The following is a 23,547-nucleotide window of genomic DNA, read 5'->3' as shown; positions in this document are numbered from 1 at the left end:
AGAATGAAAAACCATTACGTTCAACTAAAGATTTTACTTTGTACTCTCATTGCGATTATCATTTTCTCGCCAATTACAATTCAAGCATCAAACACAGAAGATGAAATTTCCACAGATATTATGTTTCCTTCCACTGCGGTAATCATTGACGTAGGTCATGGAGGTATTGATGGTGGTGCCTCTTACGAAAATATAATGGAAAAAGATATTAATTTGGCTATTGCCAAAAAATTATACGTGATCTTACAAAGTAACGGTATTCCGACGATACTTAATCGAACAGATGACTATGCTTTGAGTGAGGATAATCAGTGGCATAAAACCTCATCTCGTCATCTTAAAGACTTGTCACAACGAATGGGGTTAACTCGTGAAATTGAACATGTCGTATTCATTAGCTTACATGTTAATGCCACAACTAATGCTAGAGCACACGGTCCACTTGTGTTGCATCAGCACACTGGAGAAAGTGCATTATTAGCAACTAACATTCAAGCATCTATGAATGATTTATTTGACACTTCCAAAAATGTCGTTCCAGTAAAAACTTTCTATTTACTCAAACATATTAAGTCACCCGCAGTGCTCGTGGAGCTAGGGTTTATTAGTAATGCTACTGATCGTGAGCGTCTTATCACAAGCAATGAACAAACAAAAATTGCTTCAGCAATTGCAAACGGAGTGCTACATTATCTCTGGATCAATTAAGCTGTTACGAATTAACTCACTTATGTGAACGAGTTGACCGCGTCGGAACAGTTCAGGTATAGCCCGTATTATTTCACTTGATGTGTATTTTCCTGGAGCACCAACATGTCCAATCATAATTGTATTTTGTTGGCGTTCCATAAGCTCAAATGCTTTCTGCATTTGTTTGTGAACATGCTCTGCACTATAAACATCGTCTAGAAATAACTGATTTTCCACATACGGGACTCCTAACTCAGTTGCTACCTTTGCCACAACAGATCGCGATGTCGTTTTACTATCCAAGTAATAGAAATTTCGTTCTTTACACACTTGCAGTACAATTCGCATAATACGTTCATCAGAAGTAATTTTTGAGCCCATATGATTATTCATACCAACTGCATGTGGGACATTATCAATAGCTTGTTCAACTTTTTGACGAATTTCCGCATCGGTAAGATCAGCCGTTAATGCTCCAGGACCTAACCACTTTTTTAAACCTTTATTCGGTTCCATCGGCATATGAACAATGACCTCATGACCTGTCTTATATGCATCTTCGGCATCCTTTGTTGTCGAAGGTAGAAAAGGCATTACAGCTACCGTTATAGGGATATCTAGTTTTAAGATCGCCTCTGTTCCATCCATACTATTGCCTAGATCATCAATGACAATTGCCATCAGATGAGTATTCGTTTTCATTGTCTCACTATATACTTTATCTTGTCCTTCCATGAAGCATGTCACTGCCATTATAAGTGCAGTTATACCGATCGATATTTTTTGGGTTTTCATCATTTCAACACCTTCCATATTCGGAAAATCTGTCATTATATTACCCTATTTCCAGTAACTTATGTATTCAAACAAAAAGAAGCACGATCCAAAGATTATCCATCTTTTGTAGATCGCGCTTCTTTTTTTATTATCGATATCAAAATAGACTTAGCTCATGCAAGTAATAACATATATTTAATCGAACAAATCTTCAAACACACTAAATACTGTTCTTTTCTTTTTCTTATATGGACGACCGTATTTATCGTATCCATACTTATCGTCTGATTGCTTATGACCGTCTTTATAATATGGCTGCTGTTGCTGCTGATAGTTCGGTTGTTGATAATTCTGTTGTTGGTAGTTCGGTTGTTGATAGTTCGGTTGCTCGTGTCCATAAGATTGTTGACTATATGGGGCTTGATTAGCTCTTTGTTCATTGGGATTATAGGATTGATCGTTTGGAGTTCTAAGATTCTGTGCAGCTGCTTGTGATTGCAATTGTTCAAATTCTGCGTGCGTCTCATTAAGACTTTGCATTAATTTCTCTAGTTCTCCACGATCAAGCCATACTCCTTTGCAACTAGGACAAACATCAATTAATACTCCACTTTTCTCAACTTCACGTAACGTTACTTGATCACATACTGGACATTTCATACCATCACTCCTAAAACTTTTTGTTAGCTTCCCGACTTACTACTTGTAAACAAAAAGTAGCTTCGAAAGCATTAACTAAAACTTTTTGTTAGCTTCCCGACTTACTACTTATAAACAAAAAGTAGCTTCGAAAGCATTTACTAAAACTTTTTGTTAGTTTACGATAATTGGTCTTTCCTCCGTCGCAGCAATATATACATAGTCTCGATTTAACTTAACAACTCGTCTACTCTTCTTACGTACCATGACAGTGCTGTCATCCCAAGCTACAACAATACCTTGCACATCATTACTTTCAAGATTATCACGAACTACTCGAATCATTTCACCTGAAACACGGTATTCATTCAATTGATCGTCAGATATCATTTCAATCGCTCCTAAAACTTTTTATAGCTAGATAGTTTACAAAAAAATCTCAATGGACGCTTGCAAGCGAATCATTAAGATTTTTGCGATCTATTTATTCATTAATGGCATGCTCTTTGGAATCATTCGTTTCGTACCATTCATCTAATACACGAGAAGACATAACTTGCTTCTCAATATAATTAATTTGCTTATCTGTAAACTGATCTTTCCATTCACTAGATAACTCGTTGCATAGCTTAACGATCGTAAGTAATTCGGACCATGCCACATAACGTTTATACCAGAAAAATTGAGGATGCTCAAGCATGTATGGATATAGATCATCAAATTCTGTATGCTTACAATCTAGTGCACGTTCAAAGGATACCTTTGCACTAGTAATCTTTTCATTGAAGAATTGTTCTGTAATATGTCCCATAGCTTACGCCTCCCCTCAGTATTACTTCTATTATATAAGATGAACTAACGTAATCACAACTACATTTACTTGAAAGCTAGTCTTTGAAAATAACTTCTCCAGAATTTAGGGAAGCAATTTTCACAAGTGATTCTACACGTACCCCTTGCTCACGGAAATAATCTCCGCCAGCTTGGAAAGATTTTTCTACTACAATGCCCATCCCAATCAGTTTAGCGCCTGATTGCTCGATAATTTTCACGATACCACGAGCTCCGTCACCATTTGCAATAATATCATCAATGAACAAAATTCTATCCGTCTCACTTAAAAATTGCTTAGATATAACAAGATCAGATACCATGCCTTTTGTGAAAGAAGGAACTCTTTCAATATATGAATCAGGATCATTAATAACGGTTTGCTTACGTCTAGCAAACACTAATGGTACACTCAGTTGTAATGCTGTCGCAAAAGCAGCTGGAATCCCTGAAGCTTCAATGGTTAACACCTTCGTAATTCCTTCATCAGCGAAACGTGCTGCAAGTTCCTTACCCATATCCATAATTAGCGAAGGATCTACTTGCTGATTAATAATTGAATCCAATCTTAAAATATCATTTGATACAATAGCAGATTCCTCTAAAATTCTTTGTTTTAACTGTTCCATATATATCCCTCCGCCAATTTCTCTTTTTACGTAAAATAACACAGGTTCGCACTTCTAGCAAGCAATGTAGTCATATCTCCAAATATTTGGCTACTTTCTGCAAGTCAAATCGCATAAGCTTTGCACAAAAATCCAATGCTTGTCATGCTTGTCTATTTCCCTTCATACAATAATAAAAGTGAACTACCTATTGTTGAAGTGAGGGAAGCTTATGAACAGACAAGACTGGATCAAATCGCTACAAATCGCGGCAATTTACATGGGCACGATCGTTGGAGCCGGATTTGCGACTGGTCAAGAAATATTACAATTTTTCACAAAGTATGGCCAATGGGGTACAATCGCAATTATAGCCTCTACTTTTTTATTTATATGGCTTGGCAATAAAGTCATGCTATTAGCTCAACAGATTAAAGCTAAGTCATATGAAGATTTGAACATTGCTTTATTTGGACAACGATTTGGCTCTTTAATTAGTATTTTCATGATTGTCGTCCTGCTCGGTGTATCTGCTGTTATGCTAGCTGGAGCCGGGACTGTATTTTATGAAAATTGGAATTTGCCTTATCAGCTAGGCTTGATCGCCACTTGTCTTGTCTGCTATTTCTTACTCCGAAAAGGACTAACAGCTATTATCGCAGTTAATTCAATTGTCGTTCCTATTATGCTTGTGTTCACATTTATTATTTTTCTCGATACATTAGAGTCGCCGTATACAAGCAACTTTCTACGCGCGCATACCGATTTCCCACTGTGGACAGTCGTTAGTACACCATTCCTCTATACGGCATTCAATCTGTCACTCGCTCAGGCTGTTCTTGTACCTATCGGTGCACAAACATCAAAGCCGATCATTATTAAGTGGGGCTCGATCATTGGAGGTATCGGAATTGGCTTTATGCTAATGGTTGGTCATATCGCATTATCAGCCCATATGCCAGGTATTACCCAATTCGCTATCCCTATGGGGGGAATTGCGAGAAGTTTAAGCCCCTACATCTATGTCATCTATATTTGTATTATATTTGCTGAAGTATTTACAACATTACTCGCTGATGTGTACGGATTAGCGTTACAAATTCATGAGAGATCGAAGCTATCTATTAATTTGATCGTTATGTTTGTCCTGATTCTGTGCTATTTGTTAAGTCAGATCGGTTTTGGTGTACTACTTTCAACGCTCTATCCGGCATTTGGTTTTATTAGTCTAGGTTGGTTTCTGCTTATCGCTCGCAAAAAACTAGACTGAATTTACATACCATATTATCGCTCAAGCATAATAGTAACTGCATTGTCGCATACGGATTGTAATTGATCCCTCGTATGGGGATGACAAGTAAAGTACAATAGCTGGCGATCAGTAGATATTTCGCTTAATAGTTCCATCGCCGATTGCATACGCAACATATCAAAATTCACACAAGGGTCGTCTAGCACTAATGGTAAATTAATATGATTGACCGCTGCCTCATGAATAGCAAGTCGAATACATAAATAAAGTAGTTCAGAGGCACCTCTACTTAGTAATTCACTTTCAACTAACGCTCCATTGGCAGCACGTAATTGCAATGTTCCACGCTCTGCATTGCCAATAATTTGCGTATAAGAACCATTTGTCAGTTTGGCAAAATAGTATGCTGCTTTAAGAAGTACAGCAGGTTGGCGTTGCTGTTCGTACTTCTCCTTCGTGTTTTTAATAAGCAATTTACTAAGCGAAAGCTTCATATATTGTGCAATATATGTGTCAATTTGCGTCATGATCGCTTCCTTTTTCATCTGAAGCTGTTGATGCTCATCAGAACTGACTAATCGTTCTCGCTGCTGCAGCATTCTCCCCTTCTGCTCTAATAGCTGCTGCTGCGCTATTCGCAAATCATCTAAGACTTGCCGCTCGGATACTGCTTTCTCACGTATTCCATCTCCATCATACTGGGTGAACATATGATCCAAATCATCAACTTCTTCAGCAGTAAGACCAGCCTTTCGTTGTAATGATAATCGCTCGTATTTCACTTGCCATAATTCATATGACTTTACTTGCTCTACAATAACTAATAGTTCACCAATCGTCGTAGCTTGGCACTGCTCATAGCATTGCGCTAATTGACGATGCCATTGCTGCAACTCCTGCTGCTTAACCAATTGTTGCTTCTGCAATTGCTGTAATTGTTGTTGTAGCGATTCACGCTCCGCCAATCTTTCCTTTTGCTGCTGAATTTGGCTGCGCATATTGGACAATTGAAGCTGTTGTGTGCCTTCTGGCAGTGGATGAAGCCAGACAAGCTGCGTTAAGCCATATACATCATCTACATATTGATCAATTTGCCCTTCATATTGAGCAATCATCAACCTTTGTTTGTCACAGCTCGAATAGTGATGCTGTATATTGCGATACAGCTTCGTAACCTCTTGAAAATGTTCACATTGGCAGAATGAAGGCAACTGGAGTTGCTCGGCAAATTGTATCCATTGTTGATCAACTTGATCAAGCTGAGCTTGTAGCTGCTCTAGCTGATGATCGATCTTATGTTGATCTAGTTCCAATTGCTCGGCCTGTTGTGCAAGCTTTGCAGCCTGTTGCTCTAATTGTTCCCTCCGATTCAACAATAATTGTAGCGATCCGATCTGTTCTTTCAACGCTCTGCGAAAATCGTAGTAATTGCTTTCATTGATCGGTTGATTAAGTTCTATAATAAGTGATAACGCTCGATATAAACCTTTTAATCCTTCAACTTGCTCGCCGCTTTGCTTTTTTTCTCCGTATCGTTGTCTATTGCGCTGACTAGGCCAAGCCATCCCTGTCATTAATACAACGATCAAGGTCATTATAATAAGTACCGGAGATAACCAGCTACTCCATTGACTAAGGAAAACTTTACTTGCTACTAAAAGCGTGAAAATCGCAATGATACTTGATAAGGTAGTTAGCAGAACAACCGACATCAAGCCAAATTCCTTGTGGTGAGACCTTCCACCTTTGCCTTTACTAATGTCACGGGCTGCATTGGCACCACCGTTAATCGCATGAACAGTATTATTGTCCACCAATATACTTCGCTCTGTCGATTGCTCATTCATTCTTTCATAGTCATATTGACGATATGCTTCTTCTAAAATAATCGTTGCTTCATGTAGCTCGGATATTGTTTGTGGTAATAAATGATATTGTTGCTGAACGATTTTCAGTTGTTGTGCGACTTGCTCTAGATCCGTTTTCGTTACTATCATTTGCTGATCGAGTGTCAGTAATTGCTGATCGTAATGATGCTGGCTTTGAACGAACTGCTGCTGCTTAAGCTGTAACTGCTGCTTTGTTAATCTTAGTTGTTCATACTGCGTAAGTTGCTCCATTGACGGATTAAGCTGTCTTAACTGTTGCTCGGTCCAATAATTAGGTAATTGTAATTGTAGCTCCCGAGCGACCTGCTCAAGCTGCTCTAGCTCATCCTGACGAACCGTTAATTGTAGTTGCTGCTCCATAATGGCATTGCCTAATTGTATATAATGTTCTACCGTCGCTGCCCGCTCGATCATAGCTTCATCAACGCGAATAACTGCGATTTCCTGCTCCAATTGCTCTTGTGCGACTTGCCATTGTCTAAGCTCATCTGCAATCTGTTGCTCACCAGCTATGATTTGCGCTACTTGCTGCGAAAAACCATGCGGTAGCTCTCGGACATTTTGTAACTGCTCAAGCTGCCAACGAACCTCTTGCTGCTCTAACCACCATTCTCGCTGAGACATTGCTCGGTTCATTAGCTGAACCGTACTCTGCTGCAAGGCAAGCTGCAACTGTAGCTCTTCATGGCGCCGTTCACATTGCTCAAGCTCTAATTGAACAGCATAATATTGTTCAAGCTCCATCTCCACTTGCTTATATTGCTGCTGCAGCTGTTCATATTGTTTCAGCTCCTTAATAAGAGGCTGATTTTGTCCTCTTGGCTTAAAAAGCTTGTCCTGTTCTGCTACTAACTGCTTCTCTAACTCGGCAAGCTGCTTACCACTTTCCCAGCTCGCGTGATACAAATATTGACTTAATTCACTCTCTGTCATAACACTTGTTGCTTGTAATTCATTCAAAGTAATCGCGCTTAGCTGTTGAAATAATCGAGCGTTAATACCCGATAAGTAATTACGTTCTAAAGCAGCTTGCTCCACTATCGATGAGGTCGTTATCGGGATGTATCTTTCTTGACGATGATCCTTCTCAGCTCGCGCAAGCTGTGCTTTACCTTGATGCTGTTCTCGATAACGCGTTAGCTGGTAGATTTCATCGTTATCCGTCTTAAAAACAATACTACCGCCGTGGCTTCCTCCGTATACGGGTTCCAGAAAGCGACCTACTTGATTTTTTCTGGAAAATCCGAATAGCATCGTGTGGATAAATTGAAACAATGTACTTTTTCCTGCTTCATTATGTCCGTAGACAACAACAAGTGGCGCATCAAGTTGCATGGTTACATTTTGCAGCTGACCAAACCCATTAATATTCAGTTCTAATAGCTTCATAGGCTCACCCCTTGATCTTGATGGAGAAGTAGCCATTCTAATACGAATTGCTTTGCATCGGCTAACTGAGCCTGTTGCAGCGTCTCATCTACTTCCGATCCTGTTTGCCGAACATAACGATTCAATCCTTGATGGAGCATTAACGCTTGCTTTGCCTCAACAAATAACTGCTCAACCTGCTCTGGTTGCAGCAATAACTGTTCATAATACGTTAGGAAATCTCCGATAAAGCTCTGTTCCTGACGAAGCGACGCTTCATCATATTGCATTTGCGTATGTAGTTGTAATTGATAAATGTATAACCATTCACCACTTGTATCGCCTTCGTTCAATCCTTGAATATGCTCTAACATTTGTGCAGCATTGCCCGCTTGCTGAAGCAGTTCATGAATGTAGCCACTACCCGTTAGCTCGATTGAAAGTAGTATGCTACTACGTGATTGCTCTACTAATAATGCTGCCAGATGCTGCTCAATAGCAGTAATAAATTGGGCTTCATTCTCAATTGATGAAATATCTAATGAAATCTGCAGCCATCTGATCGGCGCTAATGAGAGAAATTGTAGGCTTGTCTCATGCTGTTCATTGACCGTAACGAGATAACAACCTTTGTCGCCACTTTCTTTGCGATGTCGTCCTTGCGTATTGCCTGGATAGACGACATAAGGGGATTGATGCAGCACTTGACGCTTATGAATATGACCTAGCGCCCAATAATTGAATTGATGCATTAATAAATCAGACAGCTGGCAAGGTGCGTATGGATCATGCTCACTAACATTGCCGACATTACCATGATATAGCCCAATATGATAACCATGCTCTGGCTCGCGCGCATACTGCAGAGCTAGATTATCTAGCACATGTCTAGTGGGATAAGATATGCCGTGTATATAAGCTAGTATGGCTCCATCCGCATTCGTCGCCGCCATTGTTGAAACGGAAGAACTCGAAAATACATGGACATGATCTGGATAAGGGAATGGGATCTGCTGAGCAGCCAGATGATCATGATTGCCATGGATAATATAGATCTCAATATGATGCTGACTTAATCGCTCATACTGCTGCAAAAGGAATAGCTGTGCTTTCAAGGAACGATCACTTTCATCGAACAAATCGCCACTTACGACGATAAATTGCACCTGCTCAGCGATCGCAGTATCAATAAGCCGTTTAAATGCAAGGAAGGTCGCTTCGAGAAGCGACTCCCGCACATAGGCTGGTACAGTTGTTAATCCTTTGAACGGACTGTCGATATGCAAATCGGCCGCATGAATAAAGCGAAACGGAATTGCCATTACAGCACCACCTATTCATTATTAGTACTGAGAAACTTCATGATATACTTTGTTCAGTTGTGCGATAACACGCTGCAGCGAATAATCTCGCTTCGCTTTATCTGCTGCTGCTCTAGCAAGCTGATATCTATAATCTGGATCAATAATGACCGTTTCTAACGCATCTGCTAGCGCAGCATCATCCTCCACAGGCACTAATAATCCATTAACTCCATGTTCAATTTGTTCGGAGATACCACCTACATCTGACCCTATTAATGCAAGTTGGCAAAGCGCTGCTTCGGCAAATACAGAACCAAATGCCTCTGCCCGAGACGGCAGTACAAATATATCAAAGAAAGGCATAAACTCTTCAGGATGAAGCATATAGCCATAGAAAATAATATCATCGTATAATCCAAGTTCTTGGGCCATCGTTTCTAATTGTTTACGGATCGGACCGTCACCAATGAGATGTAAGACGAACGGATGCCCTCTTTCTTTCAGCTTCGCACAAGCTTTGAGCAATACATCGAGTCCTTTGGCTGGAACAAGACGACAAACAGATATTAATTGTGCTACTTCATTCTCATGAGCAATTGGACGGAAGCGCTTCTCATCAAAACCATTTGGAATAATTTTAATGCTGTTCACATCATCTAAATAACCGGTGAGATAATTTTGAAATGCTTGCGATACGGTCAAAATCCGATCTGCTCGATCTTCCAATTCACGATATATATTTGTTAGAAATCGATGCTCAATACCATCGACCTTTATTTTCTTATTCAAAATAAGCTCTCGTTCATAGCTAGAATGGAGTGTCAATATAAGCTTCGTGTCCGGAAATACTGCTTTCATAGCTAGTGCAGCAATCGGATGATGTGCATGAATAAGATCATACGACTTTTTGATACGCAATTTAACCCACCATAAATAATCACGATACGTTTGGATATATTTATCTACGAGTGCATTCCCGAGAAACGGTGTCACATCGAAGGTTGTAAATACGACGTCATCTGTTCCTTTATTTCTAATTCGTTTCGGCAAAGAGAATAATTCCATCTCATATTCCAGCTGATTGAATCGCTCTTGAATATAAGGCACCATTGAAGATACTCCACCTGGTTGCTCAGGTGGGAAAAACATTGCTTGTAAAATTTGCATAGCTACCAACTCCTTAAACTTTTCATTCCAAACATATTCATCATCCTGCAGATGAAAAGTAGCATCGGAAGCATAGGCTAATAATAATTCATACATTATTTCGCCAATTTATGATATATTAGAACATATGTTTCACTTATGACATACTACTACTATACATTGAGGATATATGAATGAACAACATTTCAATTAATACGACGCTTATTGAGCTTTTTTCCATTACAACTTGTAGTATTATTATTGCGCTTATGATCGTGATGGCGATCCGAATTATGTCCAACTATCGAAATAAACTAATTTACATCATCCTAATTGTTACACTTGCATGTGATCTCATCCGGCAGTTCATTGTTGGCTTTGATGTATGGAACGCCGAGCCGATACCGACTTACTTATATATTATTTCGACAAGTATACAACTAATCTCCTTTATCATCTTAAATTTTGTGCTGATGAAGATGTATGCGGTTGGAACAAATATTAAAATCCTACCGATTATTGTGCTTTTAGTAGGAACTATTGCCGTTACGATCGTGAACTGGATCGTGGAGCCTTACTCTATCATTTATAATAATGTGGAGTACTTTGCCTTTCCGATTATGGATTTTTATATGTTCATCTTAATTATTACTATGCTTGTCGTAACTCGTCATATTCAAATGACCACGCCATATTATATTAGCCTACTAGTGATGTTCATGTACGAGCTTGCGTATCTTCTTCATATGTACGTATTTGAAATGGAGCAGCGCTGGTTATTTTACTTAGTTATCTCATTACCTGTTCTCTATTACGTGTTTATCTTTTTCTTATTATTTGAATGGGTGCTTGAACGATTACTGTCGACATATCAATCTTCGATCGTCGATGGTCTAACAGGGCTATATGTAAGGCGCTATTTCCAGAAAACATTAACACCAATGATTGCCCGCCAGCAAGTCGCTATTATTTTTTGTGATATCGATAACTTTAAGCGGCTCAATGATACACAAGGACATCAAGTAGCTGACAAAGCATTACAGCAGGTTTCTTCTATCTTAAAGGAAGAAGTATCTCCTTTCGGTATTGCTGGCCGATACGGCGGTGAAGAATTACTAGGTGGTATTGTCATTGACCGTATTAAGCCGATGCAGATTGCTGAACGGATTCGCTCTAGAATCGAGCAAGAAACGATTGTTACCGTTAGTATTGGATTCAGCACGACTAAGGAAGCCAATAATCTTGCCTTGTTAATCAAACAATCTGATGAAGCGATGTATTACTCGAAAGCGACAGGAAAAAATAAAGTGTCGGCGTACCGGTCGTTGCCAGCAGCTGTCAAAAATAAAGTTCAAAATTAATAAATAAAACCAGCATCATCCGTACCCACTTTCGGCTGGATTAATGCATCAAGCTACTCTTTCTAGCGGACAAAATGGACGAATAGGGCGAAACATCTTCATTATTGATCAAAAAAATTAAACAAAGGGCATCTCAAGATTCAATTGAGTCTTGAGATGCCCTTTGACTGTAACATCTTCAATCCTATTTAACGTCCTCTGATGGGATTGCGTTAAACAAATGTTAAACTTATACCTATATTGTCAAGTTGGTTTCCTCACTCCAATCGGTTTAGATTATTTCATTTTTGTTTTAAAAGCTTCTTCTAAGTTGGAATCCCCGCTCAAGTTTTTCTTCGATTGCCCGATTCGCCAAAACACGCTTGCGAAGTTCTGTAACGTCTATTAACTTCGTATCATTGGGGTCGTGTTTCTTTTGAGCCAGTTTATTCTAACGATCAACTTCGTATGCGAATGCCCAGGTATTTTCATTAAAGCCCATGCTGCGCTTGATAATATCGAAATAATGTTCCAATGCAGATATAGCGTCAGTATTTGTATATCCTAGTTTTTCTAACTAATTTCGATTCGGCATCCATTTAACTTTCCCTCAATCACATGTCGAATGTAAGGTTCATTCATCATCTGTTTCAATTCAGGAGTAGTTAATACCTCAGCAGTTACAGATTGTTCATCCTCTTCTAGAAGCATCATTCACTTTTAGTACAATTTCAAAATTCAATGTATGACTCAACGTCTTTCTACTAAATAGATTCCATTTCACAAACATGTCGTGTTTTAAATAGAAATTAGATATGTGTTCCAATGAGTCTCTTTCGTAATCTGTTCGGCTATTTTCTAATGTTGAGGAATTGGAGCGCTTCCTTTGATTTGTAATATATATTTCGAATCAATACTCTGCTCTGCAGCGCCGAACAAACTCATGCTTAACCTACTGCGATCCATCCCTTTCACGCCACACCTTTCCCCTGCGCATCAACATCATCCAATCACAAGATCGAGGATACCTAGATCCGTTTATTCCCATAAAACTCAAACGAACAATGTGAAATCTTTCTAAATGGAATGGTAGCAGTAGACAACCCATTACTGAATTCTATACACTTCGTTTGGTAAAGTGAGAGTACGACCAATCACTACCACACAGAAGAGGTGTCCTCTATATGATAGAGCAAAATGTTCAAAAAAAGTCAACTACCAAATGAAATTAAACCTGTCTTTAAAGAACTGAAAGTATTACAACACTTGAGAAATTCAGGTTTTAAGAAGACGTTTGGATATTCCTGTTCATATTTATTTCAACTCGTATTTGTACTCTTATTTCACCATAAGAACTGGTTTCGCTTGTTGGAAAGCGAGATGAGTGAAGGATTTCCAGGCAAGGATAGCGTGTATCGTTTTCTTAACCACAGTGGCTATGCTTGGCGTCGGTTCTTGTCATCGCTAAGCTCCTCCACGATTGAAAAGGTTCAGAGGCACTGACTTCAGTAGATCGAGCATCTGTTATTGTCATCTATGACGCCATGTTTGAGCGTAATCGTAGAAAAAAAGTCGAGTTACTATCTAGGTTTAAGGATCACGCGACAGGTTCCTATTATAAAGGATTTCGTATGCTTACGCTTGGCTGGTCGGACGGTCATACGTTTATTCCCGTTGACTTCTCTTTGCTCGCATCTCTTAAATCTCAAGTCAACGGCATCATGGAAGGCATCGATAAGCGAACATCTGGTTACAAGCGACGGATGGAAGCTCTACTACCTGCTTCAGGGGTTGTTCCAGCTATGATTGATCGAGCGTTATCTGCTGGCATACAAGCTTCTTACGTACTCATGGACAGTTGGTTTACACATGCCCCGTTGATCCAAGCGATACGAGATCGCGGTTTGGATGTGATCGATATGGTTAAAGCGGATAAAAAACGATATCTTGTCCACGGTCGTCGCTTATCCCTTCAGTGCAAGTTATTCATATTTCACTCTTGACACACCAGCTATCAAGAAAATGACCGAAAATCCGAGCAATACTGCAATTGGCATCAATATGTCCGATAGCGAGCCACCGCGGGCCACCAATTCGGTAAATGCTCGCATAGCCCAAGTCTGAGGCATAAATTCTGCAATGTTCCGCATCAGCTCAGGAGCAAAATCTAGCGGCCAATACAATCCTCCCAACATAGAAGTTGCAACGACGACTAGCGAGCCGAGCGCCGCCTGTTGTTCGGTAGTACGAACAAGCCCTGCAATAAACATGCCGAGACCAACAACACACAGATTGAGTACAGATACCAGTACAATTAGAGCCGGTATATTGCCCCAATTGACGTCGAACAGTACAGAGGTCGTAACAATTAATATACCGAATTGAATCCAACCGGTAATAAAGAAGGATGACATATAGCCAAGCAAAATTTCCAATCGAGATGCAGGCGTAGACAACAAGCGATACCATACTCCAGAGGAACGTGCCTGCAATATCGTGCCTGTCACAATTAACAGTGACATGAACAAGAACATAATGGCAAAGCCGACAGAGCGATACGACACATTATTCAGCTTCTCAGCGCTTTTGTGATAGGTGAGTACGACCATCTCCATCGCGCTTTCTCGCTCATCAAATTTACCAGATAATTCACTATACAAAGCATCTGAGTCATCAACTCCCTTATACTGGCTCCACACGGCGGCCGCTTTCAGTTGAACCGCTGCTTGCGCAAGAACGTTGTCAATTGTATCTCTGATCGCCGAGGCAATGGCCAGATCGGGACCATGACGGAACTCAATGGTACTATCCTTAACTTGCTTCAATTGCTCACCGAAACCTTGTGGAATCGCAACGAGACCAGAAACCTTCTTATCCTTCAATAGCTTTTCCGCATGTACCATATCCGTCTCTTGTATAACAAGAAGATCATTACTCCCAAGCTTACTCACAATATTATGCGAGACGGCCGTTTTGTCCTGATCCACAATAGCCAGCTTCGTTCTAGACGTCTCTGGATCGCTCATTAAACTGCCCGCCACAAGCGTAAAAATTAGAGGCAGTGCAAACATCATTAAATAATTCCCTGGTTTTTTAAATACCTGAAGTACTTCATTCCAGCAAATGGCCCATATTTTGCCCATTCCTTCCCTCCTCTATCTAGCGCGTAAGCGCCAGGCTCCCAATGTGAGAAATACAATACCCACAACGAGCAGTACACAAATCGGCTGTAACAATGCTTGCCACGTCGTGCCTTGCATGATGTCGAGCAAGCTATTTAACGCCCAGGTGTTCGGCGCAATCAACGCCAATTGACGCATCATATCCGGGAACATCGCCAATGGCAGCATAGATCCTCCCAGCAACGCAAAAATTTGAATGCCAATACCCATCGCAATATCTGCGGACTGTTCTGTCTTGATCACAGCCGCGACTGACATAGAAATACCAGAGACGGCAAAAGAATAAACTACGCCAATGACGATGCTCTGAAATACATCATCACCCCAATGCACGCCAAAAATTAATCTGGTCACCAGCATAAATACTAAAAATTGAATGACTGCCGTTATTAGCGTTCCGAGAAATTTACCGATGACAATGGTCATCTTGCCCGTCGGTGAAATAAGTAGCCGAGATAATGTCTCAGTCGAGCGTTCGTTCAAAATCGACTTTGCTCCTACTGTCGCAGCAAAGAGTAGAAACATGACGCCCATGCCAACTGCATAATATTGCATGCTGGACACTTGCTTATGTCCTGTTGGGGTTTCCTCTGCAATCGCATTAGGATTAGCCGACAAGTTACTTAGATCAGAGGCAATTTCCTCTCCGAGATTCTGTAATCCCTCAGGATTCAGCTGTGTAACTGGCGCATCGGGATTCGACATCACTTCCACTGAAGTAATGTCGCTAATTACCATCTGGGAAGCATCTGCAACGACTAATATTCGATCTGTATACGATTTAACGATGGCATTAACAATTTCGGTAATGTTACTCTTTCCAGGATCATTAATGACACGAATTTGGGTTTCTTCTCCCTCGGTCATATGATCGGTAAACTTTGCGGGGATGACAATTCCCGCATCGGTGGTACGGTTTTGTACGCTCTGCATCACTTCCTGATCGGAGCTGTAATTTTCAATTTTAATATATTTTATTAATTCACTACTTTGTAGAACATCGGATACCAATGCATTGCCCATCGCACCTTCATCCCCATTATAGACAGCAATCTTCATATCAGGCATCGAGTTCGCGTCGCCGTTGACGACTCCGTTCAATGCAAAGCCTAGAATAGCGGTAAGCACAATGGGCATCAACATGGTCAAGAGAAGTCCTTTACCGTCACGGAGACGGATTTTAACATCTTTCCAAGCGATCGTAAAAATTTTCAATGACTTCTCCTCCCTTAATCCCGCAGTTTCCGTCCGGTCAATTGCAGGAATACGGCTTCTAAATTCGGCTCTTGGAAATCAAGAGATACGATTTTCACTTTTTCCCCGAGTGTAATCTCGACAATTTGACCAAGCACCTGCGAAGGATCAGCCGCAAAAAAGGTTATGCTTTCTTCTTCAGCTACAACCTGTCGTACACCGTCGATCTTTTTCAATTTAGCTTCGAGCCCAGCAGGAACGTGGTCACATATCAATTTGATTGAAGGACCTTCATCCAAACGTTGACACAGCTCTTGCTTACTTCCAATGGCAATGACCTGCCCCTGATCAATAATCGCGATCCGATCGCACAGGTACTCCACCTCTTCCATATAGTGGCTTGTATAAATAACTGTCATGCCTTGTTCGTTTAGCTGTTTTACCGTCTCTAGAATATGATTTCTCGATTGCGGATCAATTCCAACGGTAGGCTCGTCCATAATTAACAATTCCGGGCTGTGCATTAGAGCAGCGCCAATATTGATTCGGCGTTTCATACCTCCTGAGTAGGTCTCTATTTTTTCTTTCGCCCGATCCGACAAACCAACAATCTCTAACACTTCCTCCGTCCGCCGCTTCGCATCGCTTCCAGAGAGTCCGTACATCTTACCCCAAAAGTTCAAATTCTCGCGAGCTGACATCGTCGGATAAAGCGCGATATCCTGAGGCACAATACCAATCTTCTGCTTGGCTTGCTGCCTATTGTCTTTAATCGACATACCCCCGACCTGGACATCGCCATTATCGCTTTGAATCAAGCCGCAAATCATCGAGATTGTCGTTGACTTGCCAGCTCCGTTCGGCCCCAACAATCCGAACGATTCTCCTTTCTCCACTTCAAACGTCACACCGCGAACAGCATCATGTTTGCCAAAGCGCTTCTTCAACTCTACAACCTTTAACATGGGAACACCCTCTTCATTTATTCAGTTCAACCTCCAGTGAAACCTCTTGACATCAGTTCCAAGGGAATTTGTCATATTTCACATAGTTCTCCAAATTCGTACGAATCTTCCCATCTGCAAGCAGTGACGAGGTTTCCAAGATAGCCTCTCTCTCTGTCTCTGCCGAGATCCCGTTCAACCTGTTAAAATAATGTTTCATTCTTCGGATAGTTGTCTCATCAACTCGCAGCAGCCGCTGCCGCAGTAGCCGTATCGCCTCATCCGGTGCTTCATGCACCTCATCGACAAGCCTTGCACCTAACGCGGTTTGCGCAGTAATCGGCAAGGTGGTCAGCGTCATACGATAGGCCAATTGATAACCGACTCGTTGGATCAGATATGGCAGTACCATAGAAGGTAGTAAGCCCCATAGCGCTTCAGACAAGCTGAATTTTGACATCGGTGTCGCAATCGCGAGATCCGATGCGGCTACTAATCCAACACCCCCTGCAACGACATCGCCGTTTACCTTGGCTATTATAATTTTTGACGTTTCTCGAAATCTCCCAAGTGTTTTCATATAAAGTACGGTAAACGGATTAATATGATCTTCGGCGCCTGCAGACAGTACATCCTTAAAATCCATGCCGCTACAGAAAATTCCATTACTGCCCTCTAGAACAATAAGGCGACATGCTGCATCACCTTCAGCGGAATCGAGCAGTACATTGAGCTCCTGCAGCAAGGATAGAGTTAAACTGTTTCTTGTTTCAGGCCTGTTAAAGGTAACGGTTAACATTCCAAAAGAGGAGCGGACCAGCAATTCTTTGTACGTCATCTCCATGCTAGCTCCAGACGTATTCTCGGTGGAACTGCTTGACCTGCTTCAACACAAGCAGCCCTCTTCCACCAAAAAAGTAATCGTAAATATGAGAGACCGAACGAAGGTCAACCGCTCGATTATCGACACCGAAAATCCATTCCTTATTGAGATCTAACAGACAATCGTACTCCTCTATACTCAGCTCGTATCGTCTGGACAAGGTTTCTTGAATCTTCATCTTACCCAATAATTGCTTCGAGCGAGGTGATATGGTACCGCTATAAAACTCTGATGAGCAGCCCGAACCGTAGGAAAATAATCCAACGCGACGAACGGCATCCAGCTTCGCATGGTCGATCAGACTGCACAATGCCAAATAAAGCGTTGCAGAATAGACATTGCCTACTTGCATGCAATAAGCGAGCGACGGCTCTAACCGTTGCTTGAAATCAAATTCAATTTCTTCCGGCTTTGCTCGTAAAAGCTGACGCATCATCTTCCTATGTCCACCTTTTACCATGCCTGGGAAGGGAGTATGAAACGCCAAATAATCGAAGGAGCGGACAAAATGCGCCTCGTCTACCCGATCTGTATATGCCGCAAAGCTATTTTCCAGGCAGTCTAGATAAGAAAGCAGGGACAAGTCTGGATCGCCGGTTTCAATATCGGGCAATGGTCGACACGTATCCATGACCTCGTAGCTGTATTGACCACTGGCACCGAAATCGAGCTCCAAAATATGTGGTCGATCACTTACCAGCATAGCTGTAGCTCCAAGGGCCTGGGTTGGCTCCGCATAAGACATTCGATCGCTCGTTCTTCCTCCGTCAGTTGATCAATTATCGGCTTGGCTGCATTTACTGCATTCGTTATCGCATCCTCGCAAGGTAAACCAACGGTTTTCTTCTCCAGCATCAGGTTGTCAAATCGAGAAAGATCAAGCCCTCTCTTTATAAATATGCTGCGGACATCAATAAAGGCTGGTCCACCGTAAAAATTCATCGCTTCAATACCTACTCGCATTTTACCCGTTTCTCCTTTACCTTAGTTGCAGTTCATCCTCTTGAAGATGACGCTTGAATTTATTCCACCGAAGCCAAATGAGTTGCTCATAGCAATATGTATGTCTGCAGGTACCGCCTTATCCCCACAAAAACGAAAACGTGAGTCGATTGGTTCCAGCAAGTTAAGGTTCGGATGATGAAATTGCTCATTCATTTGCACGATGGTAGCCACCGCCTCAACTACACCAGCAGTGTACAGACAATGTCCGGTAAGTCCCTTGGTGGCATTGATCCTTAATTGATAAGCATGATCACCAAAAGACTGTTCAATCGCCCTCAACTCCGTCTCGTCTCCAAGCGGTGAGGAAGAACCATGGGCATTGAGGTAATCGATATCTTCCACAGCAAGCCCCGGAGTAAGCAAGCATTCAATCACCGTGCTACCTAGCATAATCACATCCTGGTTATTAAGAAGCTTCAAATTCGGAGCATCAAAAGAGTAATACCGCTTCTCCTCGTTAGATAAATAAACATCAACACCATATTTCTCTACAAGCCGCTCAACGAGATTGACATGATGATAATGGGTATGGGTGAGTAAAATTTTCGTTAGCCGAGCTCCGATTTTATTCAACATTGTAAGAATAGCCTGCAAATCCCACGCCGGATCTACAATTGCACATTCCCGTGTGGCGCGGTCAACAAGAATATAAATATAGTTATGCAAGGTTGGGGGCCCCGCACGAAGAAGATAAAGATCATAGGTTTTCATCAATTCATGAGCACCTCGCTACATGTTAACATATGAAAAAAAGGGGAAAATCCCCTTTTTAGTCACTTTCCTATTGGATAACAACAGTTAAAGATGTAATGCCCCTTAAAAAAAGTCCATGCGAAATAAGCGCAAATTATGACTGACTAATGTCTAGTACTTGCGCTCTAAATATATCTATTTTACTCCAAAATCGTGACCAACGTGCCGAAACAACGATTGGATTCTCTTGGAACTTTGTCTCTTATTATACTTCCAATACTCTTTTCACACTTTTTACTATATAGCATGAAAAATAGTTGGTTTGCCTTCTTTTGCCATTATACCTTATTGGCGCTTTATGTCAATATATATCTATTTTTTATGTAAAAATAACTTTTTTTATCACATCCTCCTCATGTATCATCCAAAAAAAATATTTTGTGACATTTAGTGAAAATCTCCGTTTCGTGTACACTCCTCTCTAATTCTACGAACAGCATCCATGCCAGGAGTTCATCTCTCGATTTGACGCCAAGTCATCTTCTAGGTATATTAATTATATAATAGAATTTTGATTAAATAGGTATAAATGTATTGTAGAAGGTCATTTAATAAATATATGTACTTTTTATCTGTATCACTTAAAACATAGAATGATTTAGTAAGCATAGTACTTTTTCCGAATGTTATTTTCTCAATATTATATTGAAAAAAGGTGAATTTATGAGTTGGTACGTACTATATGTTGAAACGGGGCAAGAAGATACTGTGCAGCAGCTTCATTGGTCTTATCTTGAATAGACTCAAGGATCAGACTAACTTCTTCCGTGGACTGTCCCGATGTCTCTGCTAGCTTGCGCATCTCACTTGCAACAACAGCAAATCCTCGTCCGTATTCTCCTGCGCGCGCCGCCTCGATAGCAGCATTAAGTGCAAGTAAGTTCGTCTGGCTGAACAAATTACGAATCGTCGCTACAATATCACCAATCTGCCGACTTTGTTCTTTCAGTTCGTCCATAATCGTCACGGCAGACAAGATACTTTCATTTATTCGCTCCATCTGTCCGATCAACGATTGCACGTCGCTACAGCCGCCAGCACTATGTTGGAATCACTTCCAGCTCCCGTCAACAGATTAACCACAATCCCTAGCGCTAGCATTCCCCACACAATATTTACAAGCAGTTTATTACGACGATGCATAATCTAAACCGATTGGAGTGGGGAAACCAACTTGACAATATAGGTTTAAATTTAACATTTGTTTAACGGAATCCCATCAGAGGACGTTAAATAGGATTGAAGATGTTACAGTCAAAGGGCATCTCAAGACCCAATTGAGTCTTGAGATGCCCTTTTCAATTCTATATATGGAGACTACCTACAGACCATATATAACAATTCCCCTCTTGAATAACATAATCGCCTTCAAGCTGGAGCGTTGCATATCCACCACGTGACGATAGCTGCTTTACTTTCAGTAATAAGCTGCTTCGCAATCTCTTTTGCCAATATGGAGCCAGCGCACAAAACGCTGATCCAGTGACTGGATCTTCGTCAATTCCAATACGCGGATAAAACGTACGGCATACAATATCGTATGCTGGATCCGTTGCACGACTAGTTACAACAAGACCTCGTGCGTCTAATCCAGCAATCAATGATAACTCTACTTGTAATTCACGAACATCTTGCTCATCTGCTAGCTCCACGATATAATCCATACGATTTTTACTGACTACTCGCGGAATTACACCTAATGCGGTAATGAGATCCGATGGTGCCATGCAAGCTACAGGTCTCTCCTGTGGCAGCCTCATCCTCAGAACTCCATTGTGCTGGCTAATAACAAGCTCCCCACTTAATGTATGAAAGTGGATTGTTACATCTGTTGGTACAATACCCAAATGATACACATAGTATGCTGATGCAAGCGTAGCGTGACCACATAAATCCACTTCAACCTGCGGCGTAAACCATCTCAGTTGAAAGTGATTACGCTTTTCACTTCTATATATAAATGCCGTTTCTGAAACGTTCATTTCTGTAGCAATCTGCTGTAGTTGTGGATCTGTTAATTGATCTTGTTCTATGACAAGCACTGCCGCAGGGTTACCTGTGAATGGTCCATCTCCGTACGCATTAATCATCGCATATGGAATGCTCATCTCTAGCAACTCCTTATCATTACTATTACTCGATATTACGCTTCATCCTCGATCGGTATAAGAATATCAACAATTTCCTCTTCCCAATGCTGACCTTCTAGATAGTAAATCTCTAATGAGACTGCCTGATCTAGCTTCTTATAGCCATGCTCCCCCATCCATGCTTTGAGCATTTCATAGCCTTCGCCCATCCGTTGCGATGAACTACTAACTGAAGCATAACGATGCATAGGTATCGTAATCGCAACCATGCCTGGTGGCAAGGGATCTTCACTGTACTGGGATTCAAAACAAGCCCAATATGTAGCATATGCCTCGTTACCAAAGTACGGACAATACATCACATTTGACTGTATAACATGATTCAGTTCATGCTTTCTTGCAAGAAAATCGGTCTGCAGGCGAATCGCTTCATCCGGAAAAGATGAATATGGTCCACAATAAGGAACTCCAACAAGATGCAGCGTTGATTTATTAACAATTGAGCAAGTATCCATGTTATACTCCTCCTAAAACTTTTCATCAACTTCCTAATATAACTTCCGAGTAGATGAAAAGTACTTCGGAAGCGTTAGCCGAACACCAAGATCTATATGATAAAGCTAGTCTCGGTCAATATTGTAGCATACATCGTTCATGAAGGATAGCTATTCACTTTCTAGTCTTTTCATAAAGTCTTCCATTGCATTATAGCCTTGCTGCTTCAAGTACCAATTGTTCGCAGCTGCCTCGATTAATCCCGCAACATCCCGTCCAGGCTGTAATTGAATTTCTAAATGTGGAATTTTCACTCCCATATACTCTACAAAGGTTGGCTCGAGATCAAGATCATTATTAAGATCATTTTCTCGCCAACGCGTCAATTCAATATCAAGTGAAATTCTTGTCTCATCTTGGAATGCCTTACGACCATATAAGCGCACAACATTGACTAATCCTACACTGCGAAGTGCCAGAAATTCTTTTGTCTTCTCATTGTGCGAACCTAGCAGTGTCTGTTGGCTAAGTTTTTTCAATACAATAATATCATCTGCTACAAGGCGATGCCCACGACGAATTAATGTATGGGCCGTTTCACTTTTTCCGATGCCTGATTTACCACGAATAATAATTCCAATTCCAGATACATTCATACATATGCCGTGTATCGATTGCTCTGGTGCTAATTGCTTCAACAAATAATGATCTAATTTCCCAATAAATGAAGCCGAATCATCGCTTGTGCGAAGTAAAGGAATGCCTTCTTCATCACAATATTTCTTCAAATATTTCAAGCCATCTTGACCTGCTGTAACGATAAAGCACGGTGGATGGTATTTAACAATATTACCAATATGATGATTGCGCTCGTCCTCGGTTAACCCATGTAAATATGTAATTTCTTTACGTCCTAATATTTGAATATGCTTTTGTGGGAAAAATTCAAAATAACCAACAAATTCAAGCCCTGGTCGATATGCTCGTGCTTTCGTAATTGGGCGATGCAGTTCATTAGCACCAGCGATCACTTCCAAAGAAAACTGATTAATTAGCTCATTGACCTCTATTACCTTCATCACCTATACCTCCATCGTGGCAAAAAACGCCCTCGTATAAGTCTACGAGAGCGAGTTTCTTTTTGCCTATTATATACT

General features: G+C 41.0%; 20 protein-coding genes and 3 pseudogenes. 4 read left to right on the top strand and 19 right to left on the bottom strand.

The features are described 5' to 3' along the window. Positions 1–3: 3 nt before the first annotated feature. Positions 4–708, top strand: coding sequence for an N-acetylmuramoyl-L-alanine amidase family protein (locus AC1TPB_RS05285; protein WP_482061332.1), 705 nt, complete (start codon positions 4–6; stop codon positions 706–708). Here the strand turns inward: AC1TPB_RS05285 and AC1TPB_RS05280 are convergent. The 5 genes and pseudogenes from AC1TPB_RS05280 to AC1TPB_RS05260 all read right to left on the bottom strand — a co-directional run bounded on the left by AC1TPB_RS05280 (position 685) and on the right by AC1TPB_RS05260 (position 3,566). Continuing rightward, positions 685–1,485: a divergent polysaccharide deacetylase family protein gene (locus tag AC1TPB_RS05280; RefSeq protein WP_482075791.1), complete on the bottom strand. Its 801-nt coding sequence runs from the start codon at positions 1,483–1,485 to the stop codon at positions 685–687. The two genes, AC1TPB_RS05285 and AC1TPB_RS05280, sit on opposite strands and share 24 nt — an antisense overlap. Before the next feature lie 512 nt (positions 1,486–1,997). Then, positions 1,998–2,127, bottom strand: a pseudogene (locus tag AC1TPB_RS05275) (TFIIB-type zinc ribbon-containing protein); the annotation flags it as partial. 153 nt (positions 2,128–2,280) lie between these two features. Beyond that, entirely contained in the window at positions 2,281–2,496 is a 216-nt protein-coding gene (locus tag AC1TPB_RS05270; RefSeq protein WP_482075541.1) for a hypothetical protein, read from the bottom strand. Positions 2,497–2,590: 94 nt separating this feature from the next. Continuing rightward, positions 2,591–2,917 (bottom strand): hypothetical protein, encoded by a 327-nt coding sequence (locus tag AC1TPB_RS05265; RefSeq protein ID WP_482075540.1) that lies wholly within the window; start codon positions 2,915–2,917, stop codon positions 2,591–2,593. Positions 2,918–2,993: 76 nt separating this feature from the next. Next, positions 2,994–3,566 carry a xanthine phosphoribosyltransferase gene (locus AC1TPB_RS05260; RefSeq protein WP_482075539.1) on the bottom strand — a complete coding sequence of 191 codons (573 nt, stop codon included), beginning with the start codon at positions 3,564–3,566 and terminating at the stop codon, positions 2,994–2,996. 211 nt (positions 3,567–3,777) lie between these two features. Between AC1TPB_RS05260 and AC1TPB_RS05255 the strand changes: the two genes are divergently transcribed. After that, a complete protein-coding gene (locus tag AC1TPB_RS05255; protein ID WP_482075538.1) occupies positions 3,778–4,815 on the top strand; it encodes a YkvI family membrane protein in 1,038 nt (345 codons plus the stop codon). 14 nt (positions 4,816–4,829) lie between these two features. On the opposite strand, the gene AC1TPB_RS05250 is transcribed toward AC1TPB_RS05255, so the two are convergent. From AC1TPB_RS05250 to AC1TPB_RS05240, 3 genes are read right to left on the bottom strand one after another with little or no spacing between them, the layout of a single operon-like run. Beyond that, a complete protein-coding gene (locus AC1TPB_RS05250) occupies positions 4,830–8,075 on the bottom strand; it encodes an AAA family ATPase (RefSeq protein ID WP_482075537.1) in 3,246 nt (1,081 codons plus the stop codon). After that, positions 8,072–9,376 (bottom strand): metallophosphoesterase family protein, encoded by a 1,305-nt coding sequence (locus AC1TPB_RS05245; RefSeq protein ID WP_482075536.1) that lies wholly within the window; start codon positions 9,374–9,376, stop codon positions 8,072–8,074. Before AC1TPB_RS05245 ends, AC1TPB_RS05250 begins: the two co-directional genes overlap by 4 nt. A 21-nt stretch (positions 9,377–9,397) precedes the next feature. Next, positions 9,398–10,525, bottom strand: coding sequence for a glycosyltransferase family 4 protein (locus AC1TPB_RS05240; protein ID WP_482075790.1), 1,128 nt, complete (start codon positions 10,523–10,525; stop codon positions 9,398–9,400). Positions 10,526–10,698: 173 nt separating this feature from the next. Here AC1TPB_RS05240 and AC1TPB_RS05235 point away from each other — a divergent pair, with 173 nt between their 5' ends. Further along, on the top strand, positions 10,699–11,865 hold the full coding sequence (locus AC1TPB_RS05235) for a GGDEF domain-containing protein (RefSeq protein ID WP_482075535.1): 1,167 nt from the start codon (positions 10,699–10,701) through the stop codon (positions 11,863–11,865). A gap of 552 nt (positions 11,866–12,417) precedes the next feature. On the opposite strand, the gene AC1TPB_RS05230 is transcribed toward AC1TPB_RS05235, so the two are convergent. Then, on the bottom strand, positions 12,418–12,558 hold the full coding sequence (locus AC1TPB_RS05230) for a hypothetical protein (RefSeq protein WP_482075534.1): 141 nt from the start codon (positions 12,556–12,558) through the stop codon (positions 12,418–12,420). 470 nt (positions 12,559–13,028) lie between these two features. Here AC1TPB_RS05230 and AC1TPB_RS05225 point away from each other — a divergent pair. Next, a pseudogene (locus AC1TPB_RS05225) lies at positions 13,029–13,820 on the top strand (IS4 family transposase); the annotation flags it as partial. 6 nt (positions 13,821–13,826) lie between these two features. Here AC1TPB_RS05225 and AC1TPB_RS05220 read toward each other — a convergent pair. From AC1TPB_RS05220 to hprK, 10 genes and pseudogenes are all read right to left on the bottom strand, one after another. Further along, on the bottom strand, positions 13,827–14,987 hold the full coding sequence (locus AC1TPB_RS05220; protein ID WP_482075533.1) for an ABC transporter permease: 1,161 nt from the start codon (positions 14,985–14,987) through the stop codon (positions 13,827–13,829). A gap of 12 nt (positions 14,988–14,999) precedes the next feature. Continuing rightward, a complete protein-coding gene (locus AC1TPB_RS05215; RefSeq protein WP_482075532.1) occupies positions 15,000–16,241 on the bottom strand; it encodes an ABC transporter permease in 1,242 nt (413 codons plus the stop codon). A 14-nt stretch (positions 16,242–16,255) separates the two neighbouring features. Continuing rightward, on the bottom strand, positions 16,256–17,185 hold the full coding sequence (locus AC1TPB_RS05210) for an ABC transporter ATP-binding protein (RefSeq protein ID WP_482075531.1): 930 nt from the start codon (positions 17,183–17,185) through the stop codon (positions 16,256–16,258). 52 nt (positions 17,186–17,237) lie between these two features. Then, positions 17,238–18,008: an enoyl-CoA hydratase-related protein gene (locus AC1TPB_RS05205; protein WP_482075530.1), complete on the bottom strand. Its 771-nt coding sequence runs from the start codon at positions 18,006–18,008 to the stop codon at positions 17,238–17,240. 1 nt (position 18,009) lies between these two features. Beyond that, positions 18,010–19,010, bottom strand: a pseudogene (locus AC1TPB_RS05200) (hydroxymethylglutaryl-CoA synthase family protein). A gap of 21 nt (positions 19,011–19,031) precedes the next feature. Then, a complete protein-coding gene (locus tag AC1TPB_RS05195) occupies positions 19,032–19,763 on the bottom strand; it encodes an MBL fold metallo-hydrolase (protein WP_482075789.1) in 732 nt (243 codons plus the stop codon). Between the two features lie 703 nt (positions 19,764–20,466). Continuing rightward, entirely contained in the window at positions 20,467–20,805 is a 339-nt protein-coding gene (locus tag AC1TPB_RS05190; protein WP_482075529.1) for a methyl-accepting chemotaxis protein, read from the bottom strand. Between the two features lie 304 nt (positions 20,806–21,109). Further along, the gene (locus AC1TPB_RS05185) at positions 21,110–21,913 is read right to left on the bottom strand and encodes a PhzF family phenazine biosynthesis protein (RefSeq protein ID WP_482075528.1); all 804 of its coding nucleotides are present in this window, start codon (positions 21,911–21,913) and stop codon (positions 21,110–21,112) included. 35 nt (positions 21,914–21,948) lie between these two features. Further along, complete coding sequence (locus tag AC1TPB_RS05180) at positions 21,949–22,410, bottom strand: GyrI-like domain-containing protein (RefSeq protein WP_482075527.1); 462 nt, start codon at positions 22,408–22,410, stop codon at positions 21,949–21,951. Positions 22,411–22,560: 150 nt separating this feature from the next. After that, on the bottom strand, positions 22,561–23,469 hold the full coding sequence (hprK, locus tag AC1TPB_RS05175) for an HPr(Ser) kinase/phosphatase (protein ID WP_482075526.1): 909 nt from the start codon (positions 23,467–23,469) through the stop codon (positions 22,561–22,563). Positions 23,470–23,547 lie beyond the last annotated feature (78 nt).

Source organism: Paenibacillus sp. Y951 (genome assembly GCF_056786395.1).
This window is presented reverse-complemented; position numbering and strand designations above follow the sequence as displayed.